At 40.7% G+C, this 16,789-nt stretch carries 17 protein-coding genes; 8 read left to right on the plus strand and 9 right to left on the minus strand.

Annotation, left to right across the window (positions count from 1 at the left end; all coding sequences use genetic code 11):
* The first annotated feature begins 97 nt into the window (after positions 1 to 97).
* The gene (locus FTU16_RS10905; RefSeq protein ID WP_180163234.1) at positions 98 to 565 is read left to right on the plus strand and encodes a hypothetical protein; all 468 of its coding nucleotides are present in this window, start codon (positions 98 to 100) and stop codon (positions 563 to 565) included.
* 7 nt (positions 566 to 572) lie between these two features.
* On the opposite strand, the gene FTU16_RS10910 is transcribed toward FTU16_RS10905, so the two are convergent.
* The 5 genes from FTU16_RS10910 to FTU16_RS10930 form a co-directional block, all read right to left on the minus strand.
* Complete coding sequence (locus FTU16_RS10910) at positions 573 to 1,586, minus strand: pirin family protein (protein ID WP_180163235.1); 1,014 nt, start codon at positions 1,584 to 1,586, stop codon at positions 573 to 575.
* 158 nt (positions 1,587 to 1,744) lie between these two features.
* The gene (locus FTU16_RS10915) at positions 1,745 to 2,368 is read right to left on the minus strand and encodes a hypothetical protein (protein WP_180163236.1); all 624 of its coding nucleotides are present in this window, start codon (positions 2,366 to 2,368) and stop codon (positions 1,745 to 1,747) included.
* A gap of 143 nt (positions 2,369 to 2,511) precedes the next feature.
* Positions 2,512 to 2,874 carry an RcnB family protein gene (locus FTU16_RS10920; protein ID WP_373683897.1) on the minus strand — a complete coding sequence of 121 codons (363 nt, stop codon included), beginning with the start codon at positions 2,872 to 2,874 and terminating at the stop codon, positions 2,512 to 2,514.
* 253 nt (positions 2,875 to 3,127) lie between these two features.
* The gene (locus tag FTU16_RS10925; RefSeq protein ID WP_111885877.1) at positions 3,128 to 3,673 is read right to left on the minus strand and encodes a glutathione peroxidase; all 546 of its coding nucleotides are present in this window, start codon (positions 3,671 to 3,673) and stop codon (positions 3,128 to 3,130) included.
* A 144-nt stretch (positions 3,674 to 3,817) separates the two neighbouring features.
* Positions 3,818 to 4,576, minus strand: a complete 759-nt coding sequence (locus FTU16_RS10930) for a helix-turn-helix transcriptional regulator (RefSeq protein WP_180056144.1) — start codon at positions 4,574 to 4,576, stop codon at positions 3,818 to 3,820.
* Between the two features lie 122 nt (positions 4,577 to 4,698).
* On the opposite strand from FTU16_RS10930, the gene FTU16_RS10935 reads away from it, so the two are divergent.
* Complete coding sequence (locus FTU16_RS10935) at positions 4,699 to 5,580, plus strand: DMT family transporter (protein ID WP_180079238.1); 882 nt, start codon at positions 4,699 to 4,701, stop codon at positions 5,578 to 5,580.
* Positions 5,581 to 6,017: 437 nt separating this feature from the next.
* Here the strand turns inward: FTU16_RS10935 and FTU16_RS10940 are convergent, their stop codons facing one another.
* From FTU16_RS10940 to FTU16_RS10950, 3 genes are all read right to left on the minus strand, one after another.
* Positions 6,018 to 6,587, minus strand: coding sequence for an L-threonylcarbamoyladenylate synthase (locus tag FTU16_RS10940; protein WP_111885874.1), 570 nt, complete (start codon positions 6,585 to 6,587; stop codon positions 6,018 to 6,020).
* Positions 6,588 to 6,618: 31 nt separating this feature from the next.
* On the minus strand, positions 6,619 to 7,800 hold the full coding sequence (gene dprA, locus FTU16_RS10945; RefSeq protein ID WP_180026134.1) for a DNA-processing protein DprA: 1,182 nt from the start codon (positions 7,798 to 7,800) through the stop codon (positions 6,619 to 6,621).
* Between the two features lie 111 nt (positions 7,801 to 7,911).
* On the minus strand, positions 7,912 to 9,066 hold the full coding sequence (locus FTU16_RS10950) for a LysM peptidoglycan-binding domain-containing protein (protein WP_180022161.1): 1,155 nt from the start codon (positions 9,064 to 9,066) through the stop codon (positions 7,912 to 7,914).
* Between the two features lie 119 nt (positions 9,067 to 9,185).
* Here FTU16_RS10950 and def point away from each other — a divergent pair, with 119 nt between their 5' ends.
* From def to FTU16_RS10965, 3 genes are all read left to right on the plus strand, one after another.
* Complete coding sequence (gene def, locus FTU16_RS10955) at positions 9,186 to 9,716, plus strand: peptide deformylase (RefSeq protein ID WP_078191459.1); 531 nt, start codon at positions 9,186 to 9,188, stop codon at positions 9,714 to 9,716.
* Positions 9,717 to 9,806: 90 nt separating this feature from the next.
* Complete coding sequence (locus tag FTU16_RS10960; protein ID WP_180163237.1) at positions 9,807 to 10,226, plus strand: DUF2946 family protein; 420 nt, start codon at positions 9,807 to 9,809, stop codon at positions 10,224 to 10,226.
* Between the two features lie 72 nt (positions 10,227 to 10,298).
* A complete protein-coding gene (locus tag FTU16_RS10965; protein WP_180163238.1) occupies positions 10,299 to 12,368 on the plus strand; it encodes a TonB-dependent copper receptor in 2,070 nt (689 codons plus the stop codon).
* Between the two features lie 47 nt (positions 12,369 to 12,415).
* Here the strand turns inward: FTU16_RS10965 and FTU16_RS10970 are convergent, their stop codons facing one another.
* Positions 12,416 to 13,621 carry an oxygenase MpaB family protein gene (locus FTU16_RS10970; protein WP_180163239.1) on the minus strand — a complete coding sequence of 402 codons (1,206 nt, stop codon included), beginning with the start codon at positions 13,619 to 13,621 and terminating at the stop codon, positions 12,416 to 12,418.
* Between the two features lie 95 nt (positions 13,622 to 13,716).
* Between FTU16_RS10970 and FTU16_RS10975 the strand changes: the two genes are divergently transcribed.
* The 3 genes from FTU16_RS10975 (at position 13,717) to FTU16_RS10985 (ending at position 16,321) form a co-directional block, all read left to right on the plus strand.
* Entirely contained in the window at positions 13,717 to 14,313 is a 597-nt protein-coding gene (locus tag FTU16_RS10975) for a TetR/AcrR family transcriptional regulator (RefSeq protein ID WP_180163240.1), read from the plus strand.
* A 107-nt stretch (positions 14,314 to 14,420) separates the two neighbouring features.
* Complete coding sequence (locus FTU16_RS10980; protein ID WP_180114357.1) at positions 14,421 to 15,062, plus strand: ABC transporter ATP-binding protein; 642 nt, start codon at positions 14,421 to 14,423, stop codon at positions 15,060 to 15,062.
* The gene (locus tag FTU16_RS10985; protein WP_180114356.1) at positions 15,059 to 16,321 is read left to right on the plus strand and encodes a hypothetical protein; all 1,263 of its coding nucleotides are present in this window, start codon (positions 15,059 to 15,061) and stop codon (positions 16,319 to 16,321) included. Before FTU16_RS10980 ends, FTU16_RS10985 begins: the two co-directional genes overlap by 4 nt.
* The last annotated feature ends 468 nt before the right edge of the window (positions 16,322 to 16,789 follow it).

The raw sequence follows: 16,789 nt of genomic DNA on the forward strand, positions 1-16,789 counted from the left end.
CAATGAAAGCATGGAATGAATAATAGAGTATTAAATCAGCAACGCAGTTTTGCTACAATCGCTGCAAAATAAATAAGAACAAGTTACAAAGGTCTGTATGCTCAAATTTTTTACCAGTTTATCGCTGTGTCTTTGTTATGGTTTGCTCGTTGCATGCCAAAGCCAATACGTCACGACACCCAATCTTCCCACTGAAGCTGCACTTGTCGCTGAATCGGTTGATAATGGCATCAGTACGGAGCTTGAGATCCCATATTTGACTGCCTTTCGAAATCTGCGACAAGCCTATAATCACTGTGTTGCGTTTACCGCAAACAATCGCTACGTCTATACCGATAATCGTTTAGAAGAGCATTTGGAGCAGGGGACATTGATGGCACGGACTGAACATGGGGCGTATTTGCATAAAATGTTGGTCGAAAGTTTAGATCCACAGACGACACGTATTACCTTATTTTTGCCGAAGCAATATACTTTTGCCCAAGCACGCTTTAAACAAGATGTTCAGCGCGCACTTGGACAAGATAAAAACTGTAATACCTTTGAATTTGCTCAATCCAACTAATTGAACTTTAAGACGCTTGTGAGTTTTCCTGCTCTGGGTGCTCTACACGTTTACCGCCTTCATAACTGGCAAATCGAGCTTGATCACGTTTGAAGACCGGTGCTGGTGTTGGCCAAGGCCAAACGCCAAAATGGGTCTCACGATAGCGTTTAAACGCGGCATCGAGTTCTTGAGTGGTATTGAGCACAAATGGACCGCGCATCGCCACGGGTTCATTAATCGGTTCACCTTCTAACCACAGAATCCGTGCTTCTAATCCGCCTGCTTTGAGATGGACGTCGGCATCTGATTGGAGTTCAACCAAATGCTTCATCTGAATGGTTTGACCTTCTATTTCTAATGTATTGCCCTGATAAAAATAAGCAAAACGGTTTGAGCTACTTGTTGTTGCGGGAATCACCAACTCTGCGCCTGCTTGCATGGTGATTAAATAAATATTGACCTTATTTTCTGCGGCAGCCGCCCATGAGTGTGGCGGTCGGGAAATGGCATCCGTGGATTTGAACTGCCCTGAAATCACACGAATATCCGATTTTTTTCCTTCACTATCGGTTTCAAAGACGTGAGGAATCTCTTCACGCCAAAACATTTTATAGTCGGCATCATGGGTTTTCTGTTCAGCTGATGAATTAAACCAAATTTGGAAAAGTTCAAAAGGATTGGCTTTATCTTCATGCAGTAGGGGGAACATTTCACAGTGTTCAACGCCATTGCCTGTAGACAGCCATTGCACATCGCCAGCAGCATAGCGTCCGCCATTGCCTAATGAATCGAAATGATCGACATAGCCTTGTTCAACCAAGGTAATGGTTTCAAAGCCAGTGTGTGGATGCTCCGGAAAACCTGGAACCACATCGCCATAGTACATATTGAATTCATCTTTTTCTGCGGTTGTTTTTGGCCCCATGTCTGCATTCGCAGCAGGAAAATGATCAACATGATGAGCAGTAAATAAGAAAGGATCTTTTAAATCTAAACGAAAGGTAATGGGTGTAATGTTATAAATCACAGCGTTTGACATAACTGTTCCATCATTAGCTTTATTATTAAGCATTAATCTAAAAGGAAAAACAGTCGTGTTCTATAGCGGAACTGTAAGAAAAAAAGCGTTAGCTCAAGGTCTAACGCTTTTTTGATTTACAACAGGTAGAATGCAATGGAAATACTAAATTTCGCTACTTATTCAGTTTTAGTGGGTGCATTAGATGAGCTTTTAGCTGCTTGGTCTTGGATCAACATACCTGCCAATTTCAGCATTTCCGCTTGAATATTTCCCATTTGATTTTGGATTTTCTGAAAATCAACTTTGCTTAAATCGACTTGTCCATTGAGAAAAGGTGAGACCAACACTTGCTGATTCGCTGCCTGTAAATTGCTACGAATATCATTAATTTCAGTGCTTTTTAGATTTAAATCATTCAATGCTTGATTGAAACCTTTGAGCTGCTGTTGCAGCTGGGTTGCCGCTTTTTGCAATTGGAGATGATCTTGGTTGCTGACTGCTGCTTCTAAATCGACCTGCGTTTGTTTGAGTTGTTCAACATAAGTGCCCGCTTTAAGTTGCATATCCGCAACATCGCGAACGATATAAAACATATTGCCACTTTTTAATTGGCTTTGATCGGTCGCCTGACTTTGTGTCGCGGATTGATTTTCACTTGTTGGTGCAGTTGCAGGATGATCATTTTCTACAGCGATTTCTTGTTCCTGTTGCGGTGCTGTGGCAGGTTCACAGCCAATCAGCACCAAAACACCACTAAAAATGGCAAAAGGGAGAAGGGCATTCTGCACAAGCTTTTTCATTCAATCATCACTATGTGTTAAGTCTATGCTTTGAATATAGGGGCAGAATGTGGATAAAAAATAGATTGTTGCAAAGCAATAACAAAATAATCGCTTGAACAAAAAAAAGAGGGCATTTGCCCTCTTTTGATGTTTTGGTGGGTTTAACCCGCAATGATTTTAATCATGGCGTGGCTGACAGCATTCATTAAAATGTAGTCACTATTCACTTTAATCCATTGTTGGTTTTTGCCTGATTTAGACAATTTTTTATATTTGTTGTGGTCACCTTTGTAGCGATGACCACGGTATTCAGAAGATACTTTTCGTCCAGAACGCCAGGTATGTGATGGATTTACCGCTTTTTTCTTGTTCTGGCTTTGGTTTTTACCCCGTGTGTATTGTTTAGTGTGCTGTTGGGTTTTCGCCTTTTGAGTATTTTGCCGTGCATCTATTGTTAGCGCAGATACACGTGCTGTCAAAAAATAGATAAAACGATAGCTTTCATTAATGTATTTTAAGTTCACCTGTTTACTGCTGGATGTGAATTGATAAGACTCATCATAATGAGTATTTACAGGGAAGCTTTGAACAATGTGTATATGAAATATTAAAACACTGGGTAAAGTGTGTAAATTATCAATATGTGATAATTATTAAATATTATTGTGATAATTTAAAATGATCAATCTCAGTTAAAATCATAATAATCTTAACTGAGATATTGAGATATTGAGATATTGAGATATTGAGATATTGAGATATTGAGATATTGTCGAATTATTTGGCTAACTCGGCGTTAATGGCATCGACAATACGTGCATCATCTGCCTTGATGTCAGGCGCAAATCGAGCCACAACTTCGCCTTGTTTATTCACGAGGAATTTTTCAAAATTCCATAAAACTTCAGGCTTAGGATTTGGAGTTAAACCGTATTCAACTAAATCATCCCACCATGGGCCTTCACCAATGCGTTCAGGGATGGCTTGGGTTAAGGTTTGATAAAGTGGGTGTTTATCCGCGCCTGCCACAGAAATTTTTGCAAAAAGTGGGAAATCAACCTTGTAGTTGATTGAGCAAAATTCTTGAATTTCAGCTTCAGAACCAGGTTCTTGTTCTAAAAAGTTATTGGCAGGAAAACCTAAGACTTCAAAACCTTGTGATTTCTTCTCTGTATAGAGTTTTTCTAGGCCTTCATATTGCGGTGTTAGCCCACATTTAGAGGCCACATTGACCAATAATAAAACCTTGCCTTGGTATTGATTGAGTGTGGTGTCATCACCTTGGATGGTTTTTACCGGGATATCGTAAACTGAAGCTGACATATTCGTTCCTAATTGAAGTTGTGCCTTTCATCCTTGTTTTAAAGGGAAATCTGGTGAACAGCAAGCTTTTATCGATAGGCTTTTCGCATAATTTTTGTAGTAGTTTGCAGAATTCGAGCTGAGGCTTGCTTGAGTGCTTGGCATTTAACTAGTGGCACGGTGTTGGTTTGGGGTTTTTCCTGTATAGCGTTTAAAAAACTCAATAAAGCTTGAGCTGTGTTGATAGCCCAATTCATAGCTGAGAGCTTTAATAGACTGACCAGCACGGAGTTGTTGAATGGCATAAATAATTTTTGCACGGTTTCGCCATTCAGAAAGGCTCATTTGCAGTTCGTTCTGACTCAGCCGCAGTAACTGACGCCCACTCAAACCGACATTGGATAAGCATTGTTGTAGGCTCAAACTAAAATGATCTACATCTGCAAGCTGCGCCAAGATCGGCTTTAACACCGCATCATGGCTTTGCGGTAAATAATGTTGATGTTTGGGTGCAGTTTTTAACTGGTCGAATAAGACCTGTAGTAGGTGTCGATAGGGTGGTGTGGTATGTTGCTCTGTAGGAAAGGCCAAAATTTCTTGCACCAACAAACGAAAGAAAGGCTGGATGCTAAATACTTCCGTCTGCTTGGGGAAATTTATGCAGAGATCAGGTGCCAGTCGGATTGCCACATAATGAATAGGTTGCTCATCAATCGCGACTGAGCAATGTTCTGTATGTGGGGGAATCCACACCCCATAACTGGCAGGTGAGAGATGGTGTTGCCCTTGTATCTCATATTCGAAAATACCATCGAGACAAAAATTAAAATCACCCCAAAGACAACTGTGCGGATAGACCGTATCTAATGTGGTGTAGTGCGCTTCAAAAAGCTCGATTTGTTGTTCAATCGGTGCTGATGTCATATATGCCTAGGTGTCGATGTCTGAACTACAATATAAATGTCTGAAATCATGTATTTCAATTAAAACAGACATCACTCAAAATACCTAGACCAATCTTTGCACGATATATTGAGGAGTCAGACATGTTGCTTCAAGCGCGTTGGGCGAAATTTGCAATTTGTTTGCCTCTGATCGCAGTATTTATATGGTCGTTAAATATTACCGTCACCCGCTATGTAACTGATTATATTTCACCAGTCAGTATCAGTTTTTATCGATGGTTTATTGCATTTTTGATCCTAACCCCCTTTATGCTCAAAACCGTTTGGCAGCAAAGACAGCTTATCGGGCAGCATTGGCAGCAATTGGCTGTGCTGAGTGCTTTTGGCATGGTGTTATATCAAGGCTTGGGCTATACCGCTGCGCATTATACGACGGCGACCAATATGGGCATCATCAATGCCTTTATCCCTGTTTTTACGATTGCCGTTGCATTTTTCATACTGAAAGATGTGCCTAATCGCTATGCCATCTTGGGCTGTGCGATTTCATTTACGGGGCTATTGTTTGTCATTGCGCAAGGAGATTTCAGTCAATTACTGAATATGGGCGGACATTTCGGCGATATCCTCATGATCTTCGCAGTGTTCTTTTATGCCTTTTATGGGGTGTTTTTAAAAAAATGGCAATTGAAACTTCCGCTACTGTTGAGCTTATATGTACAAATTTTCTTTGCCGTTTTATATCACTTGCCATTCGTATTGTATTTAGGCATAGACGCGATTAATCCTGCCAATGCGCCAAGTGTATTTTATGCGGCAATTTTTCCATCACTGATTGCACCGTTGGTATGGATGTTGGCTGTACAACATCTCGGCCCGAATCGCACCAGTATTTTTATGAATTTGATGCCGGTATTTACCGCGATTATTGCCTATTTCTGGTTGGCTGAGCAGTGGATGATTTATCATACCGTCGGCACAGTGATGGCGATTACTGGGGTGATCTTGGCACAGCGTAAGTAAAGCTAGTAAAAAATTGAAAATTTATGAGAATTTTTGATTAAAAAATAAACAAACAAGCTTATTTTTTATAGAGCAAATCTTTTGAAAATGGTTTTTTGAGTGTAAAACTGAATTAAAAAAACAAATTCTCGTCTTAAAAATCAATCAAAAATAGATACATATTTTGACTAAGTGGTTATAAAATCACAAATAAAGTGCTTATCAGTAGTTTTATTTATATAAAAAATATATTTGTTAAATTTAAAAAAATATTACATAATACTTTCATCGTAAATGATGAAGTAATTCTTAATAATTACTTGATATTTACCCAGAGATTGCAAGACCCTCTGGATGTGATTTTATACACATCCTTTTTTATGCTCAGCCATCCCTATATGGCTGAGCTTTTTTTTGTTTGTATTTTCTAAAAGGCAGGTATAGACAGGCATCCGAGCTTATGCGCGGATGATTTCACCTGTTTCAGCATCAATAATTTTGCTTGGTTCTTGGCTTAGGCCGAGATCACCATTTAAGTAATTTAGTTCATTGGCAAAATACTGATTGGCTTCTTGTAGGGAACGTGCAGGGGTTAATCCTGCAGGATTGGCACTAGTAGACACAATAAAGCCATTAAAAGCTTGGCATAAAGCCACACATAAAGAGTGGGTAGTCACACGGACTGCGACTTTTGGATGATTGCCTTTAATCCATGTTGGAATATGGTCGCCAGCCGGTAATAACCATGTAGTTGCACGTTCATTGGGTTTACGGTTGGTCCATGTCGCAATGACTTGCTGACGCATATCTTCTGTTAAGCCTTGAAGCAGGTGTTCAACTTGAGCGACATTGGCAGCCAATAAAATCACGCCTTTTTCAATGGGACGTTGTTTTAAGCGCAAAATTTCGAGAAAGGCTTGCTCATTGTAGGGATCACAGCCCAATCCCCAAACAGCCTCTGTAGGATATGCGAGAACCTGACCTTTTTTAAGACAGGAAGCTGCTTCTGCAACAGAGGTGGTAATCATTTCTATAGACCTTATCTGATTCGACAAAGGACTATTGTGAACCTAATTTACCCATTCTACAACGTAAGTAGTGTCCGGCTTGTTGTGTGGCATAGCCCATTAACTCTAATTCCATCAGTTGACTGGTCAATGTCGCGGTATCAATTTTGAGTTGAATGGACAATTGATCAAGGCTTTGGCCGACCCAATCGAGTTGCCGATACAGCGCAATTAAATGTTCTGGGATGGGTTCGGGTGGTGGAGTGTCCGGTGTTGCTGTTTCGGGTGTCGCTATTTCGGTGGTTGTTAATGTTTCGGCAGCTTGTGATTGCCACTGTGTTGCCAATGCTAAGTCTTCAATGACCTGTTGTGGATGATCAATCAAAATTGCACCTTCGCGTATGAGTTGATGGCAACCTTGATGCGACTCACTATAAATATGGCCTGGGATGGCAAAAATAGATTTGCCTTGTTCGGCAGCGCGTTGAGCTGTGATCAGTGAACCACTTTTTAATGCCGCTTCCGCCACGATGACACCAAGGCTGAGCCCACTGACGATACGATTTCGATGTGGAAAATGGTGTTGCAGGGGTGGAGTGTGTGGAAGAAACTCACTGATTACGGTCCCACCATGTTGGATGATCTCTTGTCTTAAACGCTGATGTGCGGTCGGATAAGTTTGATCTAAACCTGTGCCCATCACGGCAATGGTTCTGTGGTGTTGTATGGCAGCGCGATGTGCCGCTTCATCAATTCCTTGTGCTAAACCGCTATTGATGTAGAACCCTTGCTCACTTAGATAATAAGCAAAATCATAAGCAATTTGCCGACCTTGGGGACTAGGTTTGCGGCTACCAACAATCGCAATTTGGGGTTGCATCAAGGCTTGGGCATTACCTTGCCCAAATAGAATGGGCGGCTTGTCGCTATAAGGTAAAAGCTGTTGAGGATAGTTCAGGTCTTCAGGAATCAGTACAAAGTCACTGTATTGTTGAATATCCTTGAGACATTTTTCAAAGCTAAGCTGTCCACTTGGACTATGAAATTCTTCAAAGCGCTGTAAATGATTTTTATGCAGTCCTAATTTTTGCCATGTGGTGATTTGATCAGGCTTAAGGGCGTGGTGTAGGGCAGGATAGTGCTGCTGAATTTTATAGAAACTACGAAGTGAGTGTTGCACCACAAACCACAGGCGAATGTAATCTAAATGCAAGTCAGTCAATGAGTTGAGCATAATGAGACCTTTGAATCTGTCTTCTTTTTATGGTTTAAAATGATCAGTGATATCGTTGTTGGATAATAAAAAATGAGGCTGAAATACAGCCTCATTTTTATGGATTTGGTCTTAGTCATCCATCAGTGGTGGCTGAATCGTTGCACCTACTTTGATTGGTAATTCGCTTTCAAGTACATAAGCATAGCTTAGGTTATCAAACGTTTTGAATACCATAATGTTACCAATACGTTGTCCTGGAAGTTGAACACGTTCTTTGGTTTTTGGATCAGTCACGATTTCACCTTTTTGGTTCACGCTAAAGACTTGACCAGATTGAACGCCTTGCAAGCTACCACGGTCGATCGTCACAACACTGTGAACCGCTGCAGTACCAATCGAGCCCATGACACGAACTACACTACCGCCAGCAGTGACATTTTCTGCATTGGTTGGATAGAACAGTGTTGGCAGCATTGGGTCATATTCAGGAAGAACACGATCGCCACGACGAACTTCGGCATTATAAGTGTCGGTCAGTTCTAAAGTGGTAATGTCATTTTCACCACGAACGGCAACACCTGAAGCGACTTGAGTCAGTTCTAAACCTGCGTTGTATTTTTTGCCGTTTGCATCGGTAAAGATGTACGGTTCGCCTTCACGGTAAACAGCATATCGTTGACCGACTTGCATGCCTTGGCCGCGTGCATAAACTGTTTGGCCTTTGGCTGCCAATACACGTTGATCAGCTGTACCTAAAATGTAAGGTGTGCCTTCAACAGAATCAGCGGCAACAATCATGCTGCGCTCAAGCCATTGCTTAATATATTCCAATGGAATAACCGGAATCGCACTGTTGAGGGATTCAACACGAACTTGTGGTTGAAGTTTAGTGCCACCTGTATAGCGACGAATGATACCTTCACAGCCATCACCTTCATCCTTACCGATGATTGGGCGGCCATTGTAGGTACACATTAATAGGCGGTCACCTGGGAAAATCCAATGCGGATTTTTCACGTGTTTATTGCTCGCCCAGATTTCAGGCCAGCGCACAGGATTTTTTAAGAAACGCTTGGAAATATCCCACAACGTATCGCCTTTTTTCACCACATAAACTTGAGGCGCACCTGCCTTCAATGACGGTGGATTGACGTTACGAGCAGGGGCAGCTTCTGCAACACTGACCATTCCCATCCCCACACTTACACAGACTGTAAGTGCCAATAATTGTTTTTTAAACCCCAAGGCACTAAAAGTTGGCATGCCCTTCAAAACCTTTTTCATTATCATAATTCCTAAAATTATGTATGTAACTGCGTTATAATAACGATATTACACACAATTTTTTGATGAAGCATTCCTTCATTTTGTTTTTTGATCAATGGCATAAGTGAGGACGTCGTATGGCCTTATTACCTATTTTAAGTTTCCCCGATCCCCGTCTTCGTACCATTGCAAAACCAGTCGAAGAAGTTACTGATGAAATTCGTCAGTTAGCAGCCGACATGTTTGAAACTATGTATGAAGCACCGGGAATTGGCCTGGCAGCAACACAGGTAGATCACCATATTCAGCTGATAGTCATGGATTTATCTGAAGAAAAAGATCAACCCATGGTGTTTATTAACCCCAAAATTACGCCATTGACGCAAGAGACGCAGCCCTATGAAGAAGGCTGTTTATCAGTGCCTCAAATATACGATAAAGTTGAGCGCCCGTCACGTGTAAAAATTCAGGCAATTAACCTTGAAGGTCAATCATTTGAAGTGGAAGCGGACGGACTTCTCGCAGTTTGTATCCAACATGAAATGGATCACTTAAATGGTAAGTTATTCGTCGACTATCTATCGCCTTTGAAACGTCAACGTGCACGTGACAAAGTGGAAAAGTTGGTTCGCCAACGTCAAAAAGATAAAGTCGCAGTTAAACGTTAATTGATCGCGGTTAAAAAATACCTGAGACAAGCCCAATTTCGATTGGGCTTTGTTATACTTGCGTCAGACAAATGTTAGGGTTTGCCTGTATTGTTTCGTAGTGGAGTGCTGCTGTCCTTTGCAGCCGTTTTTTTGCAGATTGCTGTTTTTTTACAGCCATTGTTGCCCAAGCAATATCAAGTTGCTCCGGTCTGCGAAACCATTACGCGTGCACTTTTACTTCCCAATGTTCATACTGAACATACCGCACATTCACACCATTCATCTTCCGCTCATGTAGAGCAAGTTCAAGTCGATCATACTGCCCATGAACATGATGCCAGTCATCAATGTCAGTATTGTACGGTCTATGGCAATTTGGTTTTGCCCCCTGAACTTGATGTGAAAGAAGTGCTTGATCGAATTCAAGTTCGTTTAATTGCTTTTCAAAAAGCTTTCAAGCATGTCTGGTTTGTTCTTCAACAACTCTTTTTACTTCCGCAAGGTCGAGCCCCGCCACTCGCTGTATAAATCCGACGTTTTTTAAACTTGGGTCTTTGAGGACTCAGGTACGCCTTTATTTATGTATTTTGTGAGATAAACATGGCTCAGCCTAAATTTTTTCTACAGCCTCTTGCGGCTGCAATTTGTGTTGCCTGCTATTCAACTACGGTGATGGCTGACGAGATGTCCGTAGAGATGACGGAAACCAATGCAGTACAGACTTTGGCACCGATTGTGGTGACATCACATCAGGGGAATGATGCCAATGGCCTGATTGTTCGTGCCAATCCCAAACAGCCGATTCAACCGATACCTGCCAGTGATGGGGCCGATTATTTAAAAAGTATTGTGGGGTTTAGTGCCATTAAAAATGGGGGAACCAATGCAGACCCAACCTTCCGTGGCATGTTTGGTTCACGCATTAAAATTTTGACCGATGGCACAGAAAATCTCGGGGCGTGTCCAAATCGTATGGATGCACCAACGTCTTATATTTCCCCTGAAAGTTATGACCGAATTTCAGTGATTAAAGGACCTCAAACGGTTCAATATGCCAATACAGGTTCTGCTGCAACAGTCTTGTTTGAACGCAAACCTGAACAGTTCGATGCTGATAAAAACTACCGTGGTCAAGCCAGTGTGATGATCGGTTCTTATGGTCGTTTAGATCATAATATCGAGGCGGCCGTAGGGGATGAATACAAATATGTCCGTCTAAATGCCAGTCGTTCTGTTGCAGATAGTTACCAAGACGGAGATGGTAATACTGTGCCGTCAGACTGGGAGCGTTGGAATACAGATTTGGCTCTCGGTTGGACGCCAAACGAAGATACATGGGTAGAACTTACCGGAGGTAAAGCCGATGGTGAGGCGGTATACGCAGGCCGTTCAATGGATGGTTCGCAATTTGCCCGTGAAAGCTTAGGCCTTCGTGTCGAGAAAAAGAATGTCACAGAGGTGATTAAAAAAATCGAAGCACAGGTCAACTATAGTTTTAATGATCATGTCATGGATAACTTCAGCTTACGTGAGTTTCAACCAAGTGGCATGATGAATATGCCAATGGCATCGAATGTTGCTCGCAGAACATTAAATGCACGTATGGCTGTGACATATGAATGGGATAAGATTGACTTTGTCACAGGCATTGACACACAGAAAAATGAACATAGCATTCGCAAAGGGATGCGCAATAGCTATAAAGACAAAGCACGTGAAACCGATATGAAGTTTCAGTCATATGGCGGTTTTGGAGAAGTCAGTTATCAATTGAGTGACAACAATAAGTTGGTTTCGGGACTTCGTCTCGATCAAGTGCAAGTGAAAGATGAGCGTGCCGCTTCGAAAGCGAGTGGCTATAACACGGAGCTGAATGAAACTTTGCCAAGTGCTTTTATTCGTTTTGAAAATAAGCACCCTGAACATGACAATGGTAAAACCTATATCGGTCTAGGCTATGTAGAGCGCATGCCAGATTATTGGGAATTATTCAGCCCAAGATCAGGAAATGGTCATAACAATACATTCAATCATATTGATACAGAAAAAACGCTTCAGTTAGATATGGGTTATCAACATGAACATGGCGCTTTGAATTCCTGGGTATCGGCTTATGCAGGTTTAGTGAGAGATTATATTTTAACAAGTTATAAGTCTGGATCAGGAATGATGAAGGGTATGGAAGCACATAGCCGAAATGTGGATGCCACCATTGCGGGAGCTGAAGCAGGGATTGGCTATCAATTTAGCGATCATATTCAAGCCGATGTCAGCGCAATGTATGCGTGGGGTAAAAACACCACAGATGGCAAGCCATTACCACAAATCTCACCGTTAGAAGCACGTATCAACTTACGTTATATCCAAGATAATTATACTTTGGGAGCATTCTGGCGTGTGGTTGATGGGCAAAATCGTATCAGTGCGCACCAAGGCAATATCGTGGGTTATGACCTGAAAGAAAGTGCAGGATTTGGCACACTGTCTTTAAATGGTACTTATCATATTAATGAGGGTGTAGATGTATCTGTGGGTGTGGATAATCTCCTGAATAAAACTTATACCGAACATCTAAATAAACTGGGTGATGCAGGGACAGGTTTAGCGACTGATCAACAGTTTAATAATATCGGTCGCAATTATTGGGCACATATTTCGATGAAATTCTAAGTCCTGACATTTGTCATCCAAAAAGCAGAGCGATCGCTCTGCTTTTTTTATTGGTGCATACTGGCTAGTTGTTTGGCCTTACTTTGATACAGTGCTAAACCGAGTTTTTGAATCGCACGGCCTTTTTGCTGTAATTTTTGATTTAAACTTGGGACATGCTTAGCGCCTGAATACAGGACAAGATTTCTAGCCAATAAATAATAGGCAAACCATGCGGCGGACTGGGGTTTGAGCCCTAATTTATGCATGCGTTTTTTGCCAATAAAAAATTGTGTCAGCTCCAGATGTTGTCGATAAGCCAGTTTTTGCTGAAATGGTCGGAGGTATTTGTATTGTCTTTCAAAAGGTTCTTTAGAGAGACTGGCGCCGAGAGCCATACTGCTTGCATCAGATTGAGGGTGTACAAATTGCATCCAATACAGCAGTTTCCAACCATCTGATTCTTTTTCAATTAACCATTTTTCATCAATACCCATTAACCACCCCACATAACGCCAAAAATGTAAAAAGCTTTCAGTTTCTTGTTTTGATGGAAAAATTCCTAAAGCGCGAATGCCCAAAAGTACCACACTGCTAAAGGCAAGATTGGTCATCGCCAAGTCAAATTGATTCATCGGCGCCCCCCACGTTGCAAAATCCCAGTCTTTGCCTTTTTGGAGTTGATGCCGTACCAAAGCATGAATAAAACGCACATAAATCGTCGATGTAAATCCCGCATGCAAACGTTCGAGTCCGCATTCTTCAGTGATATCTACCCACCATTTAGTGGTTTCAGCCAGACGTGTACCGGCTTGTTTATTTAAAGCACCGGTCAGCATGAGCGGTTGATTGAAACCGGGGAAGAGATAACCGACCATGAGTGAAAGGTCTCGCAAAATAAAGCCATTGTTAATCCCCAGGCGATGAGTGAATTCAATGGCCTGCTGTATTTTTTCTGGTTCTAACCACGGCGGTATTTGTTCAACATGCTTAAAAAAATGCTCGAGTTCAGGAATAGGAAAGGGAAGCTGCTCGACACCTTTAAATAAAGCGATTTCAAAATATTCACGATGCTGCTTAGGGTTCAGCATCATCCACGTGAGCACTTTTTCCATCTGTGGATCACCACATTGCAGGGCTTTATTGAGGGTAAGATATTGAGGGTAATTCGGCTGTGCAGCTCGACCCGTCAAATGAGACAACAGAAAACTCAGTAGATTAGATTGCTGCGTGGCCTGAAATGAAGCCAGTCGGGTATTGAAGTGAGTGGTCATGTTTTGATCTTCAATGTTATTGTTGCATACCACACTAATATGAATATTTATTCGCATTCAATTCGCATAACACTATCGCATTGGAGAGCAAAAGAATGAGAAAAAGACCACAACAACAACGCGCGAAAATGATCGTGGAAAGCATTTTGCAAGCTGCGCAGTTGTGTATTGCAGAACAAGGTTTACTGGAGCTGACGACGCCCAAAATTGCGGAAAAATCTGGCGTGAGCGTTGGGTCAATTTATCAATATTTTGAAAATAAAGAACAAATCGTAGAAGAATTACTGCTCCGAAAATCAGAACAATTGGGGTTGGCACTAAAAAATATAGTCGTGGAACAAGAGCAGCACAGTATTTATGAGGTGATCCCACTTTGTATTCAGTTTGGCTTTGATATGTTGAAAGCTGATCGTGGCTTCTTCATTGAGATCTTAAAACATTGGCATCAATACAGTCATTCAGATGCCTCTCAGGTTTTGGAAAAGCATTTTTTTGAAGTTGGGATGTATTTATTTAATCGCTATTATTCACATTGGAACTTTGAAACTTTGAAACATCGCTCTTTTGTAATCATTAATAGTACCTTATTTACCATGATGCGCTATGTGAGCAATAATAGTTTTTTAATTACAGAACAGCAGCTTAAAGTAGAATTATCGAAGATGATTTTGGCGTATTTAGATATTGAATAACACTGAAAACAATAAATTTGTCTATTAAAGAATTTATTTAATTCAGATTCAAGATATGTGAAGATAGATCAATAATAAATAACTTAAGATAATAAATCAGGAACATCATGATGGTTTCTTTGAGTTTGCAGCAACTGTCCAAATCTTTTGCGGGAAAACGTATATTTTCAAATTTAAATTTAGAGTTAAGCGAATTCGGAATTGTCGCTGTTGTTGCTGAGAATGGAGCAGGGAAGTCCACCTTACTTGCGATGATTGCTGGGATGTTGGATTTTGATGCAGGCAATATTTTGATTAATGATCAACAAAATGCCCCTCACAACAATGAATACAAGAAACTTGTGGCCTATGTGCCAGATAAAAGCCCTATTTATGATTTTTTACAAGGGCAGGAGTTTCTGAATTTAATGTGTGATATTCGAGGGATAGCGCATGAGCAGTATCAAATCTTCATTGAAAAATTTAAATTAGAACACTATTTAGCCACGCCGTTTGCTGACATGTCTTTTGGCACAACCAAAAAGTTTTTATTGGTTGCAGCCTTAATGACTTCGGCACCTTTACTGATTTTGGATGAACCGAGCAATGGCTTAGATCAAAATGCCTTGGCTGAATTAACAAGTATACTTTTACAGCAGAGCCAATCAAAATTGATTCTATTGTCTTGCCATGATCCTGTATTTAGAGACAGTCTTGCAGCAAAAATCATCGAGCTGGATCGGCTAAAGTCCAATGAGCAGACGGCATGAATAAACAAAGACATGTTGGGCAGCGAACAATTATAAAAACGCTTTTGAAATACCGATGGACATACTATGTCAAGACCACAGCAGACGCAGTTGCACGGCAAAAGCATTTACTTATTTTAGTCACATTAATTCTCGGGCCAATGTTATTCGGACTGCTCTTATCATTAGTGCAGCCCATTATTGATTTGGTTTATTGCAAATCATTAATCACGAATTTGTTTCTTTGGACAGGCTTTCTTGCCTTAAATGTATTTTGGTGTGCGATACAACGTAAAGCTTTGAGCGGTGGGGAAGGGTATCGCTATCTAGCGCTATTGCCCATCACGCTTAAAAGTCGTTTTGCAGTGGAAATCAAATTTTTAGGGAGTTTAAGCTTTTTGATGTTATTGCCATTTGTTTTGGCGCTTCTATATGTTTGGGTTGAGTATGAACTCTTGGCTTCCCTTGGCATCAGTGTATTGATGCTACTTTGGATCTTTAATTTATTAATTATACAAATGCTGTTTTTACAACAGAATCAATATTGGGTTTTAGTGTGTCTTTTGACATATTCGCCCATTTTGAGCCTTGCGATATTGGACGCTCAACTCGTTGCGGTGTTGTTATCTACATTCATCTGTATAGCGGCAATAAAATTCTGGCTGCTCGGTAGGAAATCAAAACCAATAAAGCTGCAAGTACCTAACGTATTTGTGATACAGAAATATAGCCCACTCTGGCTCAATCAGAATAAATTAATTATTCGTCAGGCATTTCATAAAAGATTTCTAACCCACCGTATTGTCAGTATCGGTATTTCGGTTACAGCGGTCGTGATTTTGTATTGGTTCGCCACACAGGCGGATACTTGGAACATCATGAGCCTTGATTTCACCGCTTCACAATTATTCCAATTGATGTGTGCTGTCTATATTGCACTGAGTTTATTCAATCTAGGCGTGATCAAAATGGACCTAAAATCAAATTTTGAATCTGCAGAGCGATTCTGGATCATTCAAGGGTTCACACTTTGGCAGCTCAGGAAATACGAATACTGTGTTTTATTGATAATTGGCTTGTTGATGAGTGTTCCAGTTTTGGTCTGGCTACTGCTGAAAGGTGGATTCGTTGATGTGCTATTGATGGCGACATTATTTGGTATCGCCATTCCATTTATTCAGTGGTTGTATAGAAAACCTGAAGAAGTGCACGGTGTTATGCCAGTTTTAATGTTTATCTTATGGGTGCCTCTGGCATATTGCATGCTTTCTGTACGCTAAAAACACTTTTTTAAGTAAAAAACGCTGATTTAGTAGAATAAATAAACAAACGTAATGAAAAATTAAAAATAAATGGAAAAGGGTGTTGCAACGGTCCTGAAATGCTGTAGAATGCACATCCATCGGCGGTGATGAAGATTAAAACTTCTGATAAAACAGTAACTTAGCATGAAATGCTTGAGTTAGGTTTTAGAAAGGAAGTTTAAAAATAATTTTCATTACTGGTTGACTTTCTAGAGATAGAGAGTAATATAGCCGACCTAGCTTGCTACTGACGAAGTAGCAAGAAGATCATTAAGAGATTATGAAGAACAACTTGTGTGGATTTTTACTGGTTGATTGATCGAAATTATTTTCATTGATTGATGGTAGAAATTACTCGAAGTTTATTTGAGCAAATTTTTGTCAGTAATTGATGAGCCAAGATTGGCACCCTTTAAGGTGCTACAAAGTATTAAACTGAAGAGT

Source organism: Acinetobacter sp. YH12069, assembly GCF_013419675.1.
GTDB classification, from domain to species: domain Bacteria; phylum Pseudomonadota; class Gammaproteobacteria; order Pseudomonadales; family Moraxellaceae; genus Acinetobacter; species Acinetobacter amyesii.